This is a genomic window from Actinoplanes sp. NPDC048967, assembly GCF_040649415.1.
In the GTDB taxonomy this organism is placed as follows: Bacteria; Actinomycetota; Actinomycetes; order Mycobacteriales; family Micromonosporaceae; genus Actinoplanes.
In genome coordinates, this window is sequence record NZ_JBEZFL010000002.1 from 726920 (window position 1) to 747946 (window position 21027).

The following is a 21027-nucleotide window of genomic DNA, read 5'->3' on the forward strand; positions in this document are numbered from 1 at the left end:
TCTGTGGCAAGCAATGAGTGGCCGGCGCGCCTGCACGTCGTGACCGGCAAGGGTGGCACCGGCAAGACGACCGTGGCGGCGGCGCTCGCCCTCGGGCTGGCCGCGGGCGGTCACCGCACGCTGCTCGTCGAGGTCGAGGGCCGGCAGGGCATCGCCCAGCTGTTCGGCACCGATCCGCTGCCGTACGCGGAACGCCGGATCGCGACCCCGGCCCGCGGCGACGGCGAGGTCCGGGCGCTGGCGGTGGACCCCGAGGAGGCTCTGCTGGAGTACCTCGAGATGTTCTACCGGCTCGGCGCGGCCGGCCGCGCGCTGCGCAAGATCGGTGCGATCGACTTCGCCACCACCATCGCCCCCGGCCTGCGCGACGTCCTGCTCACCGGCAAGGTCAAAGAGGCCACGACCCGCTCGTCGGACGGCCGCCGGGTGTACGACGCGGTCGTGCTGGACGCGCCGCCGACCGGCCGGATCGGACGGTTCCTGAACGTCACGGCGGAGACCGCCAAGCTGGCCAAGATGGGTCCGATCAAGACCCAGAGCGACGGGGTCGCCTCGCTGCTGCGCTCCCCGATGACCGCCGTGCACGTGGTCACGCTGCTGGAGGAGATGCCGGTCCAGGAGAGCCTGGACGCGATCGGCGAGCTGTCGGCGCTGGGCATCCCGGTCGGCCGGATCATCGTCAACGGCGGCCGGCCGCCGCTGCTGGCCACCGGAAAGATCACCAAGACCGAGCTCAAGCGCGGGCTGGCCGCTGCCGGCCTGCCCACCGACGCCGCGACCGTCAACGGTCTGCACGCCGAGGCCCGGGCCCACCTGACCCGCCGGGAGCTGGAGGAGTCGCTGCGCTCGGAGCTGGCCGAGCTGGGCCGCCCGATGCTGGAGCTGCCGCTGCTGGCCGGCGGGGTGGACCGCGACGGGCTGCACGAGCTGGCCGACCTGCTGCTCAACGCCTGACCCGGCCGCTTCCCGGGGTGCGGCCGGAGTGTCTGACCCGCCACACACCGCAGTGCTGCACGCCGCGCGGGGGGCTACGAGTCAGTACGCTCGGAACGTGGCCGCTGATCAGACCGCCCCTCGCCTGGACGTCGACGCTCTGCTGGCCGATCCGGCCACCAGAATCGTGGTCTGCTGCGGCGCCGGTGGCGTGGGCAAGACCACCACGGCGGCGGCGCTCGGCCTCCGCGCGGCGGAGCAGCACGGCCGGCGCACGGTGGTGCTCACCATCGACCCGGCCCGCCGGCTCGCCCAGTCCATGGGCCTGACCGAGCTGGACAACACCCCCCGGCAGGTCAAGGGCATCGACACCGAGGCCACCGGCGGCGAGCTGCACGCCATGATGCTCGACATGAAGCGCACGTTCGACGAGGTCGTGCAGGCGCACACCTCGCCGCAGCGGGCCGCCGAGATCTTCGCCAACCCGTTCTACCAGGCCATGAGCTCGACCTTCTCCGGCACCCAGGAGTACATGGCGATGGAGAAGCTGGGCCAGCTCCGCGCGGGCGACGAGTGGGACCTGATCGTGGTCGACACTCCGCCGTCCCGCTCGGCCCTGGACTTCCTGGACGCCCCGGCCCGGCTGTCCCGCTTCCTGGACGGGCGGATGCTGCGCCTGCTGATGGCCCCGGCGCGCGGCGGCCGGAGCATGTTCAGCCTGGTCACCGCCTCGTTCGGGATCTTCTCGCGGGCGGTGCAGAAGATTCTCGGCGCGCAGCTGCTGACCGATCTGTCGGGCTTCGTGGCCGCGCTGGACTCGATGTTCGGTGGCTTCCGGCAGCGCGCCGACGAGACGTACCGGATCCTGCAGGACCCGCAGACCGCGTTCCTGCTGGTCGCGGCCCCGGAGCGGGACGCCGTCCGGGAGGCCGCGTATTTCGCGGAGCGGCTGGTCGCGGAGCGGATGCCGCTCGCCGGCCTGGTGCTCAACCGCACCCACGAGACCGCCTTGCCGACCGTGACCCCGGCCGCGGCCGAGGCGGCGGCCGCCGAGCTCGACGCGGCGGGTGATCAGCAGGCGACCGCGGACGCGCTGCGCATCCACGCGGCCCTGCTGCGGCAGATCGACCGGGAGGTACGGGTGGCGGCCACGTTCACCGAGGCCTTCCCGGACGTCCCGGCCGTCGCAGTGACAGCGCAGCCCGCCGACGTGCACGACGTCGACGGGCTCCGGACAATCGGTGCTGCCCTGTCCCGGGACCAGGTGTCCCGACCCTGAAGGATCAGCGGGTGGAGACGAGCACCTTGTCGGCGCCCTTCTCCCGCAGCGCGGCTTCGAACATCTTCCGCCAGCTCGCCACGTGCGGGTGCCGGCGCAGCAGTGCGCGCCGCTCCCGCTCGGTCATGCCTCCCCAGACGCCGAACTCGATCCGGTTGTCCAGAGCGTCGGCCAGGCATTCGTAGCGGACCGGGCAGCTGCGGCAGATCCTCTTCGCCACGTTCTGCTCGGCGCCCTGCACGAACAGCGCGTCAGGGTCGCCACTCTGACATGCCGCCATACTGGGCCAGTCGCTGATCATCCCCATCTGTTCACGTCCCCCCTTGCTTCCCCTGACGCCGGCGGACTCATGTCCCCTCAAGTCACACAGGCGTCGTGCGATAGCTCGCCGGATCATCATGCTCTGTAGTCGGGCGATTACGCAACGTTGTCCCTCAAAAACGTATACCTCGGTAGTTCCGGGCATCCCGGGCTGACCGGACGGCGGGAAGTTCACAAAAATTCCGGGAAGACGCCACGCGCTGCCGGCGGAACAGGCAGAATCATTCTGGGCGAACCGTGACCTTCTCGACACGCAGTCACGGATATCTTTCGCGTACCCTGCTCAGGTGACCTCCTGGATGCGCAGACGCGATCACAACATCTTCGCCAACGCGACCTCGCTGCTGATCTGCGGCCTGCTCGCGGGCGTGGTGGTGGCCGCCGCGGCGTTCCCCGCCGTGGCCATGTCCGGCCTCGCGGCCAAGGCCGGCGGAGAGACGTTCGCCAGCCTGCCGAGCGAGCTCAAGCAGGCGAGTGCCCCGCAGATCAGCCGGGTCTTCGCATCGGACAACAAGACGCTGATCTCGGCGTTCTACGACGAGTTCCGCAGCGAGGTCCGGCTGGCCGACATCTCGATCAACATGCAGAACGCGATCATCGCCGCCGAGGACCACGAGTTCTACAAGCACAACGGCGTCGACATCAAGGGTGTCGCCCGGGCGTTCGTCAACAACAAGAGCGGCAAGTCCCAGCAGGGCGCCTCGACGCTGACGATGCAGTTCGTCCGGATGTCGCTGGCCTACTCGGCGACCAGCCCGCAAGAGGTCGTCGACGCGACCAAGGACACCCCCAAGCGCAAGATCAACGAAATGAAGTACGCGCTGCAGATCGAGAAGGATCTCACCAAGCAGAAGATCCTCGAGGGCTACCTGAACAAGGCGCCCTTCGGCAACGGCTCGTACGGCATCTTCGCCGCCAGCCAGGTCTACTTCAGCAAGAAGCCCAAGGACCTCACGGTCGCCGAGTCCGCCCTGCTGGCCAGCATGGTGAAGGCCCCGACCGCGTTCAACCCGACCACCGCCAGCGGCTACCCGCAGGCGCTGGACCGCCGCAACTACGTCATCAAGCAGATGCAGGATCTCGGCTTCGTGACGCCGGCGGACGCCAAGAAGGCCACGGACACCAAGATCAGCCGTACGGTGAAGCGCCCCGGCAACGGCTGCGTCTCGGTGGCCAAGAACCACTGGGGCTTCTTCTGCGACTACTTCTACCGCTGGTGGCTGAGCCAGGACGCCTTCGGCGCGACCACGTACGACCGGGAGCGGCGCCTGAAGAGCGGCGGCTACCGCATCCAGACGTCGATGGACATCAAGGCGCAGCAGGCCGCCCGGGACAACATCGGCGAGCACATCTCGCAGAACAACCAGAACGCGCTGCTGCTGGCGGCCATCCAGCCCGGCACCGGCAAGGTCCGGGCGCTGGCGGCCAACCGCAAGTTCAAGCTGGACGACCCCGCCGATCCGAAGAACAAGATCTCCTCGGACCCGGCCAAGGCCCGCAAGAAGATCCGCGGCACGTACCCGAACACCACCAACCCGCTGCTCACCGGCGGCGGCGACATCACCGGTTACCAGGCCGGCTCGGTGTTCAAGATGTTCACCATGGTGGCCGCGCTGGAGAACGGCTACCCGCTGGCCTACTCGATCAACGCCCCGGCCAAGGCCGTCACCAAGTACCGGATCGCCCCGGGCCGGTCGACCTGCAACGGCATCTACTACTGCCCGAGCAACTCGGGCGGCAAGGCCGGCGGCATCACGAACATGTGGACGGGCTTCAGCCGCTCCATCAACACGTTCTTCGTGCCGCTGCAGGAACGGGTCGGCGCGGAGAAGGTGGTCGACGTGGCCCAGCGCTTCGGCGTGAAGTTCCGCACCAAGACCGACATCGACCTCGCGTCGAGCCGCGAAGCCGCCCACCAGTGGGGTGCCTTCACCCTCGGCGTCTCGTCCTCGACCCCGCTGGAGATGGCCAACGCGTACGCGACGCTCGCCGGCGACGGCATGTACTGCGACCCGACTCCGGTGCAGCAGATCATCTCGCGGACCAACGAGAAGATCGACATCGGCAAGCCGCACTGCACCCGGGCCACGTCCCCTGACGTCGCTCGCGCGGCGCTGGACGCGGCCCGCTGCCCGGTGGGTGACAACGCCCAGCTCGGCAGCTGCGGCGGCAGCCGCACGGCCGGCGCGGCCCGCGGCATCATCGGGCACCCGATCTTCGGCAAGTCCGGCACCACCGACAACGACAAGACCGCCGCGCTGATCATCGGGAGCACCTCGCTGACGGTGGCCGGCTACCTGGTCAACCCCGACTACCAGAACCACAAGGACCGGATGTCGCACGGCATCGTGAACCCCGCGGTCTGGAACACGATGGCCGACTACATGCGGGGCAAACCCAGGGTCCAGTTCAAGAAGCCGGGCAGCTCGAAGATCTCGATCGGCGAGCAGCGCTCGATCCCAGGCGTGGAATGCGCAACGATCGCCGGCGCGATAGCCCGGGTGGAGAGCGCGGGCTTCACGGCCTCGGTGGGCCAGGAGGTCGAGTCGGACTGCCCGAAGGGCACGGCGGCGGGCACCAACCCGCCCAACCGGACGATCAAGAACGGCTACGTCAGCATCGAGATCAGCAAGGGCAAGGGCGGCGACGACAAGCCGGAGGCTCCGGACAAACCGAAACCACCAGGACGACGGCGCTGAGCGACGACGGGCGGGCCACCTTCGGGTGGCCCGCCCGCTTCGTTTCCGGCGGTGCTTCGCAGCCTTCGGCCGGCCTGTTCGCTGCGTGCCCGCGGTGCCTTCGCCAGCCTTCGGCCGGCCTGTTCGCTGCGCTGGCGGTGTGCTTCGTCAGCCGAGCTGCTTGCGTACCGCTGCTGCCACCCGGCCGCCCTCGGCCCGGCCGGCCACCGCCGCCTGGGCCGCCTTCATGGCCGGGCCCATCTGGGCCTTGCCGGTGAAACCGCCGGCCTGCAGCGCCCCCGCGACCAGCTCGGCGATCTCGTCGTCGGTGAGCTGCGCCGGCAGGTAGCGGTCCAGGATCTCACCCTCGGCGTTCTCCTTCGCGGCCTGATCGGTGCGGCCGGCCCCGGCGAAGGCGGTCGCCGCCTCCCGGCGCTTCTTCGCCTCCTTGGTCAGCACGGCGAGCACCTCGTCGTCACTGAGCACCTTGGCGGCGTCCCCGGCCGTCTCGGCGTTGCGCACAGCGGTCAACGCCATCCGCAGCGTCGAGGTCGTCAGCTCGTCCCGGCTCTTCATGGCGGAGTGCAGGTCATCGTTCAGGCGGTCTTTCAACGTTCCCATGGACGCCCAAACTACTCTGGCCTCCATGCGCAAGCGTCCCTTTATCTCCCTGGCCGCCGGTGTGACCGCCGCCGGTGGTGCCGCCCTCGCCTACGCCTCGCTGATCGAACGCAACCTGTTCACCCTGCGCCGCATCGACGTCCCGGCGCTGGAACCGGACGCCGAGCCGATGCGCATCCTGCACATCTCCGACCTGCACATGATGCCGGACCAGCGCCGCAAGCAGGCCTGGGTGGCCGCGCTGATCGGCACGGACCCGGACCTGGTGGTGGTCACCGGGGACAACATGGCCTCCCCGGAGGCGATCCCCGGCGTCCTGCGCGCCCTGGACCCGCTGCTGCACCTGCCCGGCGCCTTCGTCTTCGGCTCGAACGACTACCGCGGCCCGCTGTGGAAAAACCCGCTGCAGTACCTGCTGCCGGACCGCGAGTACGTGCAGGGCGTGGAACTGCCGGCGGAAGACCTGCGAGCGGCCTTCACCGACGCAGGCTGGACCGACCTGAACAACGCCCGAACCGTGATCAAAGCCGGCGGCCGCTCAGTGGAACTGGCCGGCGTCGACGACCCCCACGTGGACCGCGACGACTACCCGTCCGTGTCCGGCCCGGCCTCAGCAGGAGCGGACCTGCACATCGGCGTGACCCACACCCCGGCCTCCCGCGTCCTGGACCCGATGGCCGCAGACGGCTTCAACCTGCTGCTGGCCGGCCACACCCACGGCGGCCAGGTCTGCGTCCCCGGCTACGGAGCGCTGACCACGAACTGCGACCTCCCGACCGCGATGGCCAAGGGCCTGCACCGCTGGCCGGGCTCAGACGCCTGGCTGCACGTATCGGCGGGCCTGGGCACCCACCCGACGGCACCGATCCGCTTCGCCTGCCGCCCGGAAGCCACAATCCTGACCCTGATCCCGCGCTGACCTGCGGTTTCACGGACCAGGGATACCGATTTCGCGACGGCCGAAGCGTCGGCTAGTATTGCTGAGCACGCTCGGGGTGTGGCGCAGCTTGGTAGCGCGCTTCGTTCGGGACGAAGAGGCCGTCGGTTCAAATCCGGCCACCCCGACCAGAGTTAGTGCAGGTCAGGCCCGGTCACCGGAAACGGTGAACGGGCCTGCTGCCTTTCCAGCGGCATTTCGGTAGCTCCGAGCAGCGGCCCCGCTCCGGCAGCCGGTGCGTAGCGCGGCCTCGTTTGCCACATCGGCGGGGCTATCCCATGGTGGAGAGGCGGCGCAGCGCCGCCGGGGCGACGATTCGCAGGGTCGCGTTCTGCTCGGCACACACGGCGAGCGCGTCCCCCAGCGCTTCCCGGGTGGCCACGACCGCCTCGTCGTCGGCGATGGTCGCGGCCTCGTTGAACGCCAGGGTCAGGGTGGTGAGCGGTTTGTCACGCAGCTGGAACGCGCCGCTCACCAGCGGGAGCAGCCGGCGCATGTCTTCGGCCGAGAGCGTTCCGAAGATGTGGATGGTGTCCTGGTCATCGGTGAACATTCTGCTCATCTGAAGATCGTAGACGGCGCGGATATCGGCTCCTGGCTTCAGCGGGTCTGCGGTCCCGCCGAGGCAACTCACCACGAAAGTCAGGGCCGGTCCCTCGAAGGAAGCCGGCCCTGACCGTAGAGGTCACCTACACGCGAGATCCTCAGCCGGAAGCTCGCCCATCGTCAGGTACGCCTCGAGCGCCCCGATCGCACAACCATTCGGCTTCGGGTGGACCAGCACACCGTGCCCACCCGCATCCACCGTCACCAGCACCGCGTCCGATCCCATCGCCCGCCGCATCCCCTGCGCCGTCCGCAGCGGCGTCGACGGATCCCGCTCGTTCTGCAGGATCAGCACGTTCCGCTTCCCTGTCTCCTTCACCACCGGCTCCGGCCCAGCCGGCCGCACCGCCCAGGCCGAGCAAGGCGCCACGTTCGCCGGAGCCCCACCCATCAACGGATTCGCCGCCCGGTCAGCCGCCACATTCCGCGCGTACCTCCGGACATCCCGCGGCCAGGCCTTGTCCCCGCAGCTGTAGGCCCACCCGGCCGAGAACAGATTGTCCTGCGGCACATCGGCCAGCGTCCCGTGCGCGACCAGCCCGTTGGCCAGCCCGGCCAGGAACGCACGATCGCCGTCAGTGGCCCGCCCCGCCGCCACATTCCCAGCGGCCCGCCACAGCTGTGCCATCGGCGCCGACGCACCCATCAGGCTCGCGTCGCTGTACGACAGTTGCCACGTGAACATCCGGACGAAGTTGCCGTTGATCGGCGCCTTCGTCTCCGCCAGCTTGACCGGCTTGCGATCGAGCGCGGCCGTCAACGCCAGGTAGTTCTTCCGGACCGCCCGCGCGGTGCTGCCCAGCCGCACGGTCTCAGCGTTGGCGACACCGAAGGCGGCCAGATCCGGCCATCGGTCCTCCATCGCCCCGCTGAAGGCCTGGAAGTCGGCGTAACCACGCTCGTTCGGGTCCACCGAGCTGTCGATGACCATCCGGTCGATCGTCTGCGGGAACAGCGCCCGGTAGGTCGAGCCGACGTACGTGCCCCAGGAGATGCCGTAGTAGGAGACCGTGCGCTCGCCGAGGGCCCGGCGGATCTGGTCCATGTCACGGGCGACGTTCGCCGTGGTCAGGTGGGGCAGCATCGGGCCGGAGTGGGCGGCGCACTGCTCGGCCATGCGCTTGGCGTAGGCCACGTTCGCGCCGATCGAGCCGTCGGCGGACGGGAACGACAGGATGCCGTACTGCAGGTCGCGGACCAGTTCGTCGGCGCCGCGGCCGCAGCTGATCGGGGTGCTGTAGCCGATGCCTCGTGGGTCGAAGGCCACGAGGTCGTGGCTGGCGCGGACCTCGGCCGGCAGCAGCCCGCCCAGCGCCGTGGGCACGTCGAGGCTGGCGCTGGGGCCGCCGCCGTTGGTCATCAGGACGCCCTTGCGTTTCGCCGGGTCGGCCGCCGGGATCCGGGAGATCTCGATCGCGATGGTGCGGCCGTGCGGGTGGCGGTAGTCGAGCGGCACCTGCAGCGTCGCGCACTGCTGGGGAGCCGGCGCGCCGGTCGGGCAGGAGCCCCACTTGACCTCGGATCCGGCCGGGCGGGCGGTGGGCGCGGCTGCCCCGGCCGGTGCGAACGAGGTGACCGCGACTGCGGCCGCGGCGGCGGCCAGCGCCAGGCGGCGGAGGGACGGGGTGTGTGAACTCATGTCCGAAACCCTAGGAAAGACGGGTACGGGCATCGATCCATCTGGCTGCCCGCCGTAGGTACAGCCAGCTGGAAGGTGTCACGTTTCGCCGGGCCGGTTCGTCCCTTCCCTTACAGGCCCAGGAGGGACGTTCATGTTCGCTGCTTACGTCACGGTCACCGTCATCGGCGCGGTCTTCGCCGGCACCGCCGCCGTCTTCTATCTGATCGGCCACGACTTCCCTAAAGCTCAGGCCGACATGAAGCGGGTGCCGCGCTCTTGGCTGCCCTGGCTGGGCTTCTGCCTGGCCGCCGGTTCGCTGGGGCTGCTCGCCGGGTTCGCCGTACCGTTGCTCGGCGCCCTCGCCGCCGCCGGTCTCATCCTCTATTTCGTCGGCGCGTTCGTCGCGCATCTGCGGGTCGGCTCCCGCCGGCTCGTGGGCCCGGCTGTCTTCCTCACCACCTCGGTGGCCGCCTTCGTGCTGAACCTCAGCTATCACTCATGAGCTGCCAGACGTTCGCCCGCCCGTTGCGGTTCGCGCAGGCCAGATAGGCGGCGACGGCGAGACACCGTTCCAGGGACATGCCGTCGAGGCGCCCGATCGTGCGTACCTCGTCGCCGGGGCCGAGCTGCTGGATCCAGGTGCGCCCGGGCTCCGCCATGTCCACGCGCAGCAGCAGGGCACCCACCTGCTCGCTGTGGCCCAGCATCGACCGCATCCGTCCGGTCGCCGGATCGAGCAGAGCCCGGCGTGCGGTGTGCCGGGCGTCGGTGACCATCAGCCGCGCCGGGCCCGGTATCCGTAGTGCCGCGGAGTCCGCGCCCAGCCGCCAGTCCGTGCTGGACCAGCGGGCGTCGCCGGTCCCGGCGTCCAGCACCGTCATGCCGGCGGCCGTCGACACACACAGGTACGCACCACAACCCGTCGGCCAGCCGAACGGGATCGCCTTGCGCCACAGTTGCCGCAGGTCGGTGAGCCGGTACGCGGTGACCGACCCGGCGCCGCCCTCCCGGCGGGTCAGATACAGGCGGTCGCCGGACGTCACGAAGCGCGTGGTGTCGCCGTCCCCGGCGAACCGGCCCAGGTTCAGCTCGACACCGAGGTCTGCCGTGGCGCGCACCGTGCCGTCGGCCAGGCTGAGCACGGCGGCGCGGCCCTGCCGGTCCACTGTGACGATCCGGCCGGCGTCGCCGACGTCGAGGTAACCGGCGGCGTCCAGGCGCCGGGACCACAGCGGCTTCCCGGTCCGCAGGGCGGCCCGCTCCAGGACGATGTACTCGATGGCGGCGCCGGCCGAGGTCATCAGGACGCTGTCGTCGGTCGCGGTGAGCACCGTGGTGGCGCCCGCGGTCCGGCGCCACAGGACGGTGCCCGTGTCGCTGTCCAGAAACGAGGTCTGGGCGTTCTCCGGTGAGGTCACTGTCAGGACGTCGGCGCCGGCCAGTTCGAGGTCGCCCACGGATTGCGGCAGGGCGGTGGTCCACTGGACCGAGCTGTCGGCCAGCGAGTACCGGCGTACCAGGGCCTGCCGGCCGACGAAGCTCGACGTGAACAGGGCCGACGGCGCGAGCGTGAAGGCTCCGGCCAGGTCGTCGGTGACCAGGATCGGGCGCACGCGCGGCGGCTCGGCCGGCCCGGCGCCCGCCAGCGCCAGCGTGGCCAGCAGGACCAGACCCAGGGCCATCGGCCGTCTGCGGGTGGCGCCGGGAGACGGTGGTGTTTCCGGTACGGCGGAAGCGTCGCCGAGATCGATCACCACCAGTCGAGCATCGCACCGCGGCAGAATCCTGGCCATGACCGACGAACAGATCTGTGAGGTTGTGGTCACCGCGGCCGACGGCGAGTGGCTGGCCGGTTTCACCCGGCGCCTCGTCGAGGACCGGCTCGCCGCCTGTGGGCACCAGACCACCGCGATCCGCTCCATCTACCGCTGGGAGGGTGCGGTGCACGACGATCCGGAGGCCCGCGTCGCCTTGCACACGCGGGCCTCACTGGTGGAGCGGATCGTCGCCCGGGCCGACGCCGAGCATGCTTACGACGTACCGTGCGTGCTCGCCCTGCCGGTGACCGGGGGTAATCCCGCCTACCTGGAGTGGGTCCTGGCTATGACAGATCAGCCCGGGTGAGCAGCGCCCGGAGCTTGATGCCCTCCTGGGCCAGCGACTCGGCGCCGCCTTCCTGGCGGTCGATCACGCACAGCGCGTGGTCGACGTGGGCGCCGAGCTTGCGCAGCTCGCCCGTCGAGATCACCACCTGGCCGCCGGAGGTGACGACGTCCTCGACCACCAGCACCCGGCGGCCGGCGACCTCGGCGCCCTCGGCCAGGCGGGCGGTGCCGTACTTCTTGGCCTCTTTACGGACGAACGCGCAGGGCAGCTTGGCGTGCCGGCCCAGGGCGGTCACCACCGCGATGCCGCCCATCTCGAGCCCGGCCAGCACCTCGGTGCCCTCGGGGATCAGCACCGCCATCTGCTCGGCGAGCCGGTCCAGCAGCACCGGGTCGGCCTCGAACTGGTACTTGTCGAAGTATTCCGTGGCGGTGCGGCCGGAGCGGAGCACGAACTCGCCGGTCAGCCGGCTCACGTCGCGGACCTGCCGCGCAAGGTCAGAGTCAGTCACCGGAACAGCCTGTCAGGCGGTCCGCCGCCGGTGCCGCCGGGGGCCTGGCGCCACCATCCAAACAAAAGTCACCCGTACGCGTAGTTGATCTGCGGGCGCGCATTAATGGTGTCCTGTTTCGGCTATTTTGCGGGCTATAGGCCGTCAATTTCGCTGAAAGGCTTGTCGTGACACCCTTCGCGCTGCTCTTCCTCTTAGCCCTCGCCGGTTCGTCCTGTTTCGCCATCGGTCGTGCCCTCGGTCGCGGCGAACGCTACGAGAAGGGCTATCGCGAGGGCTTCCGGGACGGCGAGACCGGCTCGCTGGCCCGGGCCGCGCGGCTGATCCAGATCAACGAGCGCCGGTCGATCGCGCCCGCGCTCGAATCGATGCTCGTGCCCAGCACCGTGCCCCAGCAACTGCCCGCCCGGTCGGTCAGCCCGGCCGTCGTCGGGGTCCCGGCCCGGCCGCAGCTCGCGCTCTGAGCCGGACAAACGGCAGCGGGGGTACGGCCGCAGCGACCGTACCCCCGTGCACCCGGCGAACAAAGATCAGCAGGACAGGTTGCCGCCCGGGCTCACGCCGAGAATGCTCGTGAACCGGTTGTAGGCGTCGATCCGGCTCTGCACCTGGGCGGGGTTGCCGCCGTTGCACTCCAGCGAGCCGTTGATGCTGCGGATCGTCTCACCGAAACCGCGGCTGTTGACCATGGCGTCGTGCGGCGTCATCGAGCCCGGCCCGCGCTGGGTCATCCAGTACCAGACGGCGGTCTGGTAGGCGACCGACGCCTCGTTCTTGACCCGGTCCGGGTTGTTGAGCAGGTCGATGCCGAGCGCGTCGCCGGCCGCCTTGTAGTTGAAGTTCCAGCTCAGCTGGATCGGGCCGCGCCCGTGGTACGCGTTCTGCCCGGCCGGGCAGCCGTACGACTGGGACCGGTCGCAGTACAGCGGCCAGTTCGCCTGGTTGATCTCCTCGACGTAGACCAGGCCGCCGGACTCGTGGTTGACGTTGGCCAGGAAGGCCGCGGCCTCCTGCTTCTTGACCGTGTCGCTGCCGGTTTTGGTGAACGCGGGGTACTTCTTGATCGCGTCGATCAGGCCGGAGTACGAGTAGAACCCGATCCGGTTCGGGAACATCTGGTTGAACTGCGCCTCGCTGACCGGGAAGCCCCCGGATCCGACGGGCGGCGGGGTGGTCGTGCCGCCGCCGCTGCAGTTGTACGGCTCCCAGTACCAGGTGCTGATGACCGGGTCGTAGCCCGGGTTCTCGTTCTTGGCCCGGTAGTAACCGCCGTTCGTGTACCGCACGATCGAGCCGGCCGGGTAGAACGTGCCCGCGGCCCAGTTCGGGTAGTTGCAGGTCGTGTTGCCGGGCGGGGGCGTGGTGCCGCCACCGCAGGCGCCGTTGTCGGCCCAGACACCCGAGCCGCCGGTGCTCGGCGCCTCGCCCTGGGTCCACCACTTGGCGGTCCAGTTACGGCCGTTGTACGAGGCCCGCTGGCTTCCGGTGTAGACGGTCGAACTGTTGTAGGCGGCGACGCAGGCCTCGGCCGCGTTCGATGCCGTCATGGGCAGCACGGCCGCGGCGGCGCCGGCCAGGGCGACGCTGAGCGTGGCCACGATCGATAGGAGCCGTTTTTTGGACATGGCTCACCTTCCGTGCGTCGGGGGACGCGCACTGGTGCGAGAAGAGCGGGGAGTTACATCGACTCAACTAGATGCGGCCGTATTTGTAAAGAAACTTCAAGGATTAATTCGGGCGGCAACCGGAGAGCTACTGCCGGACACCGGCGACGGCACCGCGGGCGGCACATCCTGATCCAGGACCCCGCCATGTGAAAGGTGCACCGATGACCCTGCTCAGCCGCCTCGTACCCGACGTCACCCTGTCGGAGCAGGCATTCGCCGCCCGGCACCGCGTGCTACGGCTGCTGCTGTGGACGCACGTGCCGGTGATCCTGACGCTCGGCTTCTTCAGCGGCGAGCTCAGCCCGGGACACCACGCCACCCTGCTGCTCTGCGTACTCGGCGCGGTGCTGGTCTGCGGGGTCGTCTCCGGCACCGCGGCGACCCAGCGCGGCCAGGCCATCGCCGCCAGCGTCGGCTTCCTGCTGGCCGCGGACGCCCTGGTGCACGCCGGCGGCGGCATGATCGACCTGCACTTCCACTTCTTCGTGGTGATCGCCCTCATCGGCCTCTACCAGGAGTGGATCGCCTTCGCCCTGGCTGTGTCCCTGGTCGCCGCGCACCACTTCGGTATCGGCCTGATCGCGCCGGAGCTGGTCTTCGCCCACACCGACCACAGCACCAACGGCGTGCTGGGCCGCGCCCTGCTGCACACGTTCTTCGTGCTGGCGATGGCCGCCGCTCAGATCACGTACTGGCACTTCGACGCCGCGGCCCGCCGCGAGAACGAGCGCCGGCAGGCCGAGCAGGCCGAGGAGAACGCGAGCCGGCTGCGGGCCGCCGCCGACGAGGCCGCCCGCCGTGAGGAGATGGCCCGCGGCGAGGCCGCATCCCAGCTGGACCGGGCCGAGCAGATGGCCGTCCGCCTGGAGGACGTCCTGCAGCACACCAGCGAAACCGGCGCCCGCCTGCGCACCGACGCCGACGAGGCCCTGAGCGGCTTCGAGTCCGCCCTGTCGGATGTGGCCCGCACCGTCGAGCACGCCAGCGACCAGGTCGGCACCACCCTGTCGGACGCCGACGTGGCCCTGAAGTCACTCGAGGAACTGCGCACCTCCGTGGCCGACATCGCGACGATCGCCGGCCTGATCCAGGCGGTCGCCGACCAGACCAACCTGCTCGCCCTGAACGCGACGATCGAAGCCGCCCGCGCCGGCGAGGTCGGCAAGGGCTTCGCGGTCGTGGCCAGCGAGGTCAAGCAGCTGGCGGGCCAGACCGCGGAGGCCACGGCCCGGATCGAGTCCACGGTCAACGAGGTGACCACCGGCGCGGCCGCGGTCGGCGCGGCGGTGTCGGGCATGACCAGCCGGCTCAGCTCGGTGGCCGACGCCCAGCGGCTGGCGTCGTCGGTCATGGGCGAGCAGGTGACGCTGGCCGGCCAGACCCGCGGCCTGGTCATCGACGCGGCGGACGAGGTGGCCCGCTCGGCATCGGCCGTCAGCGTCCGCTGACCCGCCGACGGGACGCCTGACAGCCCGTTCTCGGGCGGTGTCGAAGTCAGCCTGTCCTGAACCGGTAGTTGCAGGGTGGGATCCCGGTCAGGGCTCCCACCCGGGGGCTCAGCGCTTGGCGATCTCCGCCGCCAGCAGCTCCGCGATCTGCACCGTGTTCAGCGCCGCGCCCTTGCGCATGTTGTCGCCCGTGATGAACAGGTCCAGCGCCCGGGGGTCGTCCATCGCCCGGCGGATGCGGCCCACCCAGGACGGGTCGGTGCCGACCGCGTCGATCGGCATCGGGTATTCGCCGGCTTCCGGGTCGTCGACCAGGATCACGCCCGGGGCGTTGCGCAGCACCTGGCGCGCGCCCTCCGCGTCCAGTTCCGAGCCGAAGACCGCGTGCACCGCGATCGAGTGGCCGGTCACCACCGGGACCCGCACGCAGGTCGCGGAGACCTTCAGCGCCGGCAGGTTGAGGATCTTGCGGCTTTCGTTGCGGAGCTTGAGCTCCTCCGACGACCAGCCGTCCGTGGCCAGGTCGCCCGACCACGGCACCACGTTGAGGGCCATCGGCGCGGTGAACGGGCCCAGGTCGTCGCCGACCGCCTGGCGGACGTTGCCCGGCCGGGAGCCCAGCGTCCGGTCCCCGGCCACCTTCATCAGCTGGTCGTGCAGGGTGTCCACGCCGACCTGACCGGCTCCGGAGACCGCCTGGTAGCTCGCCAGGACCAGCTCGCGCAGGCCGTACTCGCGGTGCAGCGGGGCGATGGCCATGATCATGGCCATCGTGGTGCAGTTGGCGTTGGCGACGATGCCGCGCGGGCGGCGCCGCAGCTCCTCCTGGTTGACCTCGGGAACGACCAGGGGGACGTCGGCCTCCATCCGGAACGCCGACGAGTTGTCGACGACCGTGGCGCCGCGCTCCACCGCGATCGGGGCCCACTGGATCGAGACGGCGTCGGGCACGTCGAACATCGCCACGTCGACGCCGTCGAAGACCTCAGGGGTCAGCTCCTGGACGACCAGCTGCTCGCCGCGGCAGGACAGCTCCTGGCCGGCCGAGCGGGCGGACGCGATCAGCCGGATCTCGCCCCAGACGTTGCGGCGGGAGGTCAGCAGCTCGCGCATGACCGTGCCGACGGAGCCGGTGGCTCCGACGACAGCCAGCGTGGGCTGCTGCTGCGGCATCCGCCGGCTACCGGCCGGTCCCGGCGTAGACCACAGCGGTCTCGTTGCCACCGAGCTCGAACGTGTCGTGCACCGCGCGTACCGCGGTGTCGAGGTCGCTGTCGCGGCAGACGACCGAGACCCGGATCTCCGAGGTCGAGATCATCTCGATGTTGACCCCGGCCTCGCCGATGCAGGCGAAGAACGACGCGGCGACGCCCGGGTGCGAGCGCATGCCGGCGCCGATCAGCGACACCTTGCCCACGTGGTCGTCGAAGAGCAGCGACTTGAAGCGGGTCTGCTCCTTGATCTTGTCCAGGGCGGCCATCGCGGTGGGGCCGTCGGCCTTGGGCAGCGTGAAGGAGATGTCGGTGCGGCCGGTGCCCTCGGTCGACACGTTCTGCACGATCATGTCGATGTTGATCTCGGCCTGGGCGACCGTCTCGAAGATGCGGCCGGCGGCGCCGGGCTCGTCGGGCACCCCGACGATCGTGATCTTCGCCTCGCTGCGGTCGTGGGCGACCCCGGTGATCAGCGCTTGTTCCACTCCCGCGTCCTCCATCGATCCGGTGACCAGCGTGCCCTGCTTGTTCGAGTACGAAGAGCGTACGTGGATCGGCACCTTGAACCGCCGGGCGTACTCGACACATCTCAACATCAGCACCTTCGCCCCACCCGCGGCGAGCTCGAGCATCTCCTCGTAGGTGATCTGCTTGATGTGCCGGGCGTTCGGGACGATCCGCGGGTCGGCGGTGAAGACCCCGTCGACGTCGGTGTAGATCTCGCACACGTCGGCGTGCAGCGCGGCGGCCAGCGCGACAGCGGTCGTGTCGGAGCCGCCGCGGCCCAGGGTGGTGATGTCCTTGGTGTCCTGCGAGACGCCCTGGAAGCCGGCCACGATCGCGATCGCGCCCTCGTCCAGCGCGGTGCGCAGCCGGCCCGGGGTCACGTCGATGATCCGGGCCTTGCCGTGCACCGAGGTGGTCAGCACGCCGGCCTGCGAGCCGGTGTAGGACCGGGCCTCGTACCCCAGGTTGTGGATGGCCATGGCCAGCAGCGCCATCGAGATGCGCTCGCCCGCGGTGAGCAGCATGTCCAGCTCACGGCCGGGTGGCAGCGGGCTGACCTGGTTGGCCAGGTCGAGCAGGTTGTCGGTGGTGTCGCCCATCGCGGACACCACGACCACCACGTCGTCGCCGGCCTTGCGAGCGGCCACGATGCGCTCCGCCACGCGCTTGATGCGCTCGGCATCAGCGACGGACGAACCGCCGTACTTCTGCACCACGAGGGCCACGGCAGCCGGCTCCTTTCCACCCCACACGTGCCGACGCCGCCTGGCCAGGAGATCAGCGGCCCGGCGGCGCCAGTCGGTCAATCGCCACCCAGACTAGCGGCGGGCGTCCCGATCGCTGACACGCGATCCCAGATTCCGGCCGCTGCGACATACGACACGCCGGGAAAGGGTTCCGGTGCCCGCAACGACCGGTCCGGGCGATGAGAGGCGAGAATGTCTCGATGCGCTCCCGCCCCGCCACGCGTGTGTTGCCCACGCTGGCCGCCGCCCTGCTCACCCTCGGCGTCTCCGCCTGCGGTGACTCGGCGCCCGCGCAGGAGCCCACCGCGTCCCCGTCGGCGTCCGCGCCGGCTCCGGACCAGGACGCCCGGGTCGCCCTGGCCGCGCGGGCCGCGCTGGCCGAGGACCACCGCTTCTCCGCGATGTACACCCTTCAGACGCCGGGCTTCGCCCCGCGCTCGGTCCTGGCGACGGTCGCGGTCGACGGATCGTGGCGGGTGGACATCCCGTCCGGCGCCCTCGGCGGTACGGCTGACGTGTCGATCGCCCAGCTCCCGGCCGGGCTGTTCCAGTGCGCCATCCCGTCGGCGACCAACCCGGTCAGCCCGTCCTGCGTACGGGTCGCCGACGCCGGCAAAAAGGTCCCCCGTGAGTTCGACCCGAAGGTGCAGCGGGTCTTCCGGCAGTGGCTGCCGGTTTTCACCGATCGCCAGTCAGCCCTGTCCGTGACCGCCGCCCAGCCGCTCCAGGGCTCCACCGGGCGGTGCTTCTCCGTCGACACGATCTCCGCCTCGCTGTCCGCGCCGGTCGACGTCGGCATCTACTGCTACGCCGACGACGGCCTGCTCACCGCGGCCCGGGTCAAGTTCGGCACGCTCACCATCGCGGGTGCGCCGGCCGCGGCCCCGCCCACGATCGACCTGCCCGGCCCGGTGACCGGCGGCCAGCCGATGGGCCAGGACGCCCCGCCGCCACCGCCGGTGGTCGAGCAGCCGGTGGTGCCGTCCCAGCCGGTACCGTCCGCGTGAAGCCGCCCGCCTGACCTCCTGCTTCCCACGATCCGGGCGTAGGGTTGGGCAGGTTCACGATGATCACGTAGGGTGACGTTCGACATGTGGCAGGCGCTTCTCCTTCGCTGCCGCGACGAGGCCCCATCCCAGGCCGGCACCTCGTCGCGGAGTTGACGCGCGCCGGTCGTTCCTCGGAACTGACCACTTTTCAGGAGCCCTCACCATGTCTTCCACCACGGATGTAACCGGCGACCCCATCGCGCGTCAGCGCTCCAGCCGGATGCCGTTCCAGCGTTACCAGCCCTACCAGCAGCAGTTCACGGTCGACCTGCCCGACCGGCAGTGGCCCGCCCGCCGCATCGAGGCCGCGCCCCGCTGGTGCGCGGTCGACCTGCGCGACGGCAACCAGGCCCTGATCGACCCGATGTCCCCCGAGCGCAAGCGGCGGATGTTCAGCCTGCTGGTCGCGATGGGCTACAAGGAGATCGAGGTCGGCTTCCCGGCCGCCAGCCAGACCGACTTCGACTTCGTCCGCCAGCTCATCGAGCAGGACCTGATCCCGGACGACGTCACGATCCAGGTGCTGGTGCAGTGCCGCGAGCACCTGATCGACCGCACCTTCGAGTCGATCCGCGGCGCCAAGCGGGCCATCGTGCACTTCTACAACTCGACCTCGACGCTGCAGCGCCGGGTCGTCTTCGGCCTGGACAAGGCCGGGATCACCGACATCGCGACGACCGGGGCGCGGCTCTGCCAGAAGTACGCCGAGATCCACACCCCGGACACCGAGATCTTCTACGAGTACTCCCCCGAGTCCTACACCGGCACGGAGCTGGAGTACGCGCTGGAGATCTGCTCGGCGGTCATCGACGTCATCGACCCGACGCCGGACCGCCCGCTGATCATCAATCTGCCGGCCACCGTCGAGATGGCCACCCCCAACGTGTACGCCGACTCGATCGAGTGGATGCACCGGCACCTGCCGCGGCGCGAGAGCATCATCCTCAGCCTGCACCCGCACAACGACCGGGGCACCGCCGTCGCCGCCGCCGAGCTGGGCGTGCTGGCCGGTGCCGACCGCGTCGAGGGGTGCCTGTTCGGCAACGGCGAGCGCACCGGCAACGTGGACCTGGTGACCCTGGGGCTGAACATCTTCTCCCAGGGCATCGACCCGATGATCGACTTCTCGGACATCGACGAGATCAAGCGCGCGGTGGAGTACTGCAACCAGCTGCCCGTGCACGAACGCCACCCGTACGTCGGTGACCTGGTCTACACCGCGTTCTCCGGCTCGCACCAGGACGCGATCAAGAAGGGCCTGACCGCGCTGCGGGAGGACGCGAGCGAGGCCGGCGTGGACGTGGACGCCTTCACCTGGGGCGTGCCGTACCTGCCGATCGACCCGAAGGACGTGGGCCGCAGCTACGAGGCGGTCATCCGGGTCAACTCGCAGTCCGGCAAGGGCGGGGTGGCGTACATCATGAAGGAGGAGCACAAGCTCGACCTGCCGCGCCGGCTGCAGATCGAGTTCTCCGGCGTGGTGCAGCACTTCACCGACACCGACGGCGGCGAGGTCGGCCCGCAGCAGATGTGGGACATCTTCGCGGGCGAGTACCTGGTCGACCACCAGCAGTTCGGCATCGTCGAGCTGGAGCGTTACAGCACGGCCACGGTGGACGGCAAGGTCGAGATCGACGCGGAGATCCGGCACCGCAACACCCGGCGCCCGGTCGTCGGGGTCGGCAACGGCCCGATCGACGCGTACGTGCAGGCCCTGCAGCCGCTGGCCATCCAGGTACGGGTCCTCGACTACGCCGAGCACGCCCTGTCCTCCGGTCACGACGCCCAGGCCGCCGCGTACGTGGAGTGCGAGGTCAACGGCCAGACGGTATGGGGCGTGGGGCTGGACGCCAACATCGTCACCGCCTCGATCAAGGCCGTGACGAGCGCGGTCAACCGCGTCCGCTGAGCATTTGTTCCGCGCGCCGTCCAGGTTCACCCGGGCGGCGCGCGGGACGTATCCGGCACGGATGACGACTTTCGCCAAGCGGGCGTAGGGCGCATACGCTTACTTCGTGCCCCCTCGTATCACTCCTTTGTGGACTCTGCGTGTCGCTGCCGCCCTGCTCACCGTGACCGTCGCCGCCGGTTGTGAACTGCCCGCCGAGAACGGCTCGGGCTCCGGCCCGGCCCCGACCGGCGGCACCACCACGAAGTCCGATCCCACCGCGGCCCGCAAGAAGCTCGACGCCCTCAAGGTCGTCACGAAGACCGGCTCGATGCGCGGCTACAGCCGGGCCAAGTTCCCGCACTGGAACAGCACCGGCAGCAACTGCGACGTCCGCGACACGGTCCTCAAGCGCGACGGCAGCAAGGTCAAGGTCTCCGGCTGCAACGTGGTCGCGGGCACCTGGATCAGCGTCTACGACGGCGACAAGATCACCGACCCGGCCAAGGTGGACATCGACCACGTGGTGCCCCTGGCCAACGCCTGGCGTTCGGGCGCGGCCGCCTGGACCACGGACCAGCGCGAGGAGTTCGCCAACGATCTCGACGATCCCCAGCTGGTGGCGGTTTCGGCCGCGTCGAACAGGTCAAAGGGTGACCAGGACCCGTCCACCTGGAAACCCGAGCAGACCGGCTCGTGGTGCCAATACGCTCAGGACTGGATCGTGGTGAAGAGCCGGTGGAAGCTCACGGTCACCACCAAGGAGAAGGTCGAGCTGAAGAAAATGCTGGAGAAGTGCCGATGACCAAGCACAAGCCCGCCGCCGAGACCGCTACCGCCGAGTCCGCCGCTCCGGCCACGGCTCAACCCACCGCCACCACGCCGACGGCTGCGG

20 protein-coding genes and 1 tRNA gene are annotated in these 21027 nt (G+C 70.0%); 12 read left to right on the top strand and 9 right to left on the bottom strand.

Going from position 1 to position 21027, the window contains the following annotated elements:
• Window positions 1–3 precede the first annotated feature (3 nt).
• Window positions 4–954, top strand: a complete 951-nt coding sequence (locus AB0C12_RS10110; RefSeq protein WP_360546171.1) for an ArsA-related P-loop ATPase — start codon at window positions 4–6, stop codon at window positions 952–954.
• Window positions 955–1051: 97 nt separating this feature from the next.
• Entirely contained in the window at window positions 1052–2212 is a 1161-nt protein-coding gene (locus tag AB0C12_RS10115; RefSeq protein ID WP_360546173.1) for an ArsA family ATPase, read from the top strand.
• Window positions 2213–2216: 4 nt separating this feature from the next.
• Here AB0C12_RS10115 and AB0C12_RS10120 read toward each other — a convergent pair whose 3' ends face one another.
• Window positions 2217–2519 (bottom strand): WhiB family transcriptional regulator, encoded by a 303-nt coding sequence (locus tag AB0C12_RS10120; protein ID WP_041832981.1) that lies wholly within the window; start codon window positions 2517–2519, stop codon window positions 2217–2219.
• Window positions 2520–2832: 313 nt separating this feature from the next.
• Between AB0C12_RS10120 and AB0C12_RS10125 the strand changes: the two genes are divergently transcribed.
• Window positions 2833–5232, top strand: a complete 2400-nt coding sequence (locus AB0C12_RS10125) for a transglycosylase domain-containing protein (RefSeq protein ID WP_360546175.1) — start codon at window positions 2833–2835, stop codon at window positions 5230–5232.
• A 147-nt stretch (window positions 5233–5379) separates the two neighbouring features.
• Here the strand turns inward: AB0C12_RS10125 and AB0C12_RS10130 are convergent, their stop codons facing one another.
• On the bottom strand, window positions 5380–5832 hold the full coding sequence (locus AB0C12_RS10130; RefSeq protein ID WP_360546177.1) for a GatB/YqeY domain-containing protein: 453 nt from the start codon (window positions 5830–5832) through the stop codon (window positions 5380–5382).
• Between the two features lie 25 nt (window positions 5833–5857).
• Between AB0C12_RS10130 and AB0C12_RS10135 the strand changes: the two genes are divergently transcribed.
• Together AB0C12_RS10135 and AB0C12_RS10140 are read left to right on the top strand one after the other, a co-directional pair.
• Window positions 5858–6751 (top strand): metallophosphoesterase, encoded by an 894-nt coding sequence (locus AB0C12_RS10135; protein WP_360546179.1) that lies wholly within the window; start codon window positions 5858–5860, stop codon window positions 6749–6751.
• Window positions 6752–6823: 72 nt separating this feature from the next.
• Window positions 6824–6900 (top strand) — tRNA-Pro (locus AB0C12_RS10140).
• Window positions 6901–7040: 140 nt separating this feature from the next.
• Here the strand turns inward: AB0C12_RS10140 and AB0C12_RS10145 are convergent.
• Together AB0C12_RS10145 and AB0C12_RS10150 are read right to left on the bottom strand one after the other, a co-directional pair.
• Complete coding sequence (locus AB0C12_RS10145; protein WP_360546181.1) at window positions 7041–7331, bottom strand: hypothetical protein; 291 nt, start codon at window positions 7329–7331, stop codon at window positions 7041–7043.
• Between the two features lie 123 nt (window positions 7332–7454).
• Window positions 7455–9014 carry an alpha/beta hydrolase gene (locus AB0C12_RS10150; RefSeq protein WP_360546183.1) on the bottom strand — a complete coding sequence of 520 codons (1560 nt, stop codon included), beginning with the start codon at window positions 9012–9014 and terminating at the stop codon, window positions 7455–7457.
• A gap of 133 nt (window positions 9015–9147) precedes the next feature.
• On the opposite strand from AB0C12_RS10150, the gene AB0C12_RS10155 reads away from it, so the two are divergent.
• Window positions 9148–9498: a DoxX family protein gene (locus AB0C12_RS10155; RefSeq protein ID WP_360546185.1), complete on the top strand. Its 351-nt coding sequence runs from the start codon at window positions 9148–9150 to the stop codon at window positions 9496–9498.
• Here the strand turns inward: AB0C12_RS10155 and AB0C12_RS10160 are convergent.
• Complete coding sequence (locus AB0C12_RS10160; RefSeq protein WP_360546187.1) at window positions 9482–10753, bottom strand: PQQ-binding-like beta-propeller repeat protein; 1272 nt, start codon at window positions 10751–10753, stop codon at window positions 9482–9484. The genes AB0C12_RS10155 and AB0C12_RS10160 overlap by 17 nt on opposite strands.
• Window positions 10754–10787: 34 nt before the next feature.
• Here AB0C12_RS10160 and cutA point away from each other — a divergent pair, with 34 nt between their 5' ends.
• Window positions 10788–11120: a divalent-cation tolerance protein CutA gene (gene cutA / locus AB0C12_RS10165; protein ID WP_360546189.1), complete on the top strand. Its 333-nt coding sequence runs from the start codon at window positions 10788–10790 to the stop codon at window positions 11118–11120.
• Here the strand turns inward: cutA and pyrE are convergent.
• Entirely contained in the window at window positions 11098–11613 is a 516-nt protein-coding gene (pyrE, locus tag AB0C12_RS10170) for an orotate phosphoribosyltransferase (RefSeq protein ID WP_360546191.1), read from the bottom strand. The genes cutA and pyrE overlap by 23 nt on opposite strands.
• Window positions 11614–11780: 167 nt before the next feature.
• On the opposite strand from pyrE, the gene AB0C12_RS10175 reads away from it, so the two are divergent.
• Window positions 11781–12077, top strand: a complete 297-nt coding sequence (locus AB0C12_RS10175; RefSeq protein WP_360546193.1) for a hypothetical protein — start codon at window positions 11781–11783, stop codon at window positions 12075–12077.
• A gap of 66 nt (window positions 12078–12143) precedes the next feature.
• Here AB0C12_RS10175 and AB0C12_RS10180 read toward each other — a convergent pair whose 3' ends face one another.
• Window positions 12144–13238 carry a glycoside hydrolase family 19 protein gene (locus tag AB0C12_RS10180; protein WP_360546195.1) on the bottom strand — a complete coding sequence of 365 codons (1095 nt, stop codon included), beginning with the start codon at window positions 13236–13238 and terminating at the stop codon, window positions 12144–12146.
• A gap of 203 nt (window positions 13239–13441) precedes the next feature.
• On the opposite strand from AB0C12_RS10180, the gene AB0C12_RS10185 reads away from it, so the two are divergent.
• Window positions 13442–14728 carry a methyl-accepting chemotaxis protein gene (locus tag AB0C12_RS10185; protein WP_360546197.1) on the top strand — a complete coding sequence of 429 codons (1287 nt, stop codon included), beginning with the start codon at window positions 13442–13444 and terminating at the stop codon, window positions 14726–14728.
• A 108-nt stretch (window positions 14729–14836) separates the two neighbouring features.
• Here the strand turns inward: AB0C12_RS10185 and AB0C12_RS10190 are convergent, their stop codons facing one another.
• Complete coding sequence (locus AB0C12_RS10190; protein ID WP_360546199.1) at window positions 14837–15901, bottom strand: aspartate-semialdehyde dehydrogenase; 1065 nt, start codon at window positions 15899–15901, stop codon at window positions 14837–14839.
• Between the two features lie 7 nt (window positions 15902–15908).
• Window positions 15909–17174, bottom strand: a complete 1266-nt coding sequence (locus AB0C12_RS10195) for an aspartate kinase (RefSeq protein ID WP_212987807.1) — start codon at window positions 17172–17174, stop codon at window positions 15909–15911.
• 221 nt (window positions 17175–17395) lie between these two features.
• On the opposite strand from AB0C12_RS10195, the gene AB0C12_RS10200 reads away from it, so the two are divergent.
• The 3 genes from AB0C12_RS10200 (at window position 17396) to AB0C12_RS10210 (ending at window position 20937) form a co-directional block, all read left to right on the top strand.
• Window positions 17396–18202 carry a hypothetical protein gene (locus AB0C12_RS10200; protein ID WP_360546201.1) on the top strand — a complete coding sequence of 269 codons (807 nt, stop codon included), beginning with the start codon at window positions 17396–17398 and terminating at the stop codon, window positions 18200–18202.
• A gap of 205 nt (window positions 18203–18407) precedes the next feature.
• Window positions 18408–20153 (top strand): 2-isopropylmalate synthase, encoded by a 1746-nt coding sequence (leuA, locus tag AB0C12_RS10205; protein ID WP_360546203.1) that lies wholly within the window; start codon window positions 18408–18410, stop codon window positions 20151–20153.
• Window positions 20154–20259: 106 nt separating this feature from the next.
• Window positions 20260–20937: an HNH endonuclease family protein gene (locus tag AB0C12_RS10210; RefSeq protein ID WP_360546206.1), complete on the top strand. Its 678-nt coding sequence runs from the start codon at window positions 20260–20262 to the stop codon at window positions 20935–20937.
• The last annotated feature ends 90 nt before the right edge of the window (window positions 20938–21027 follow it).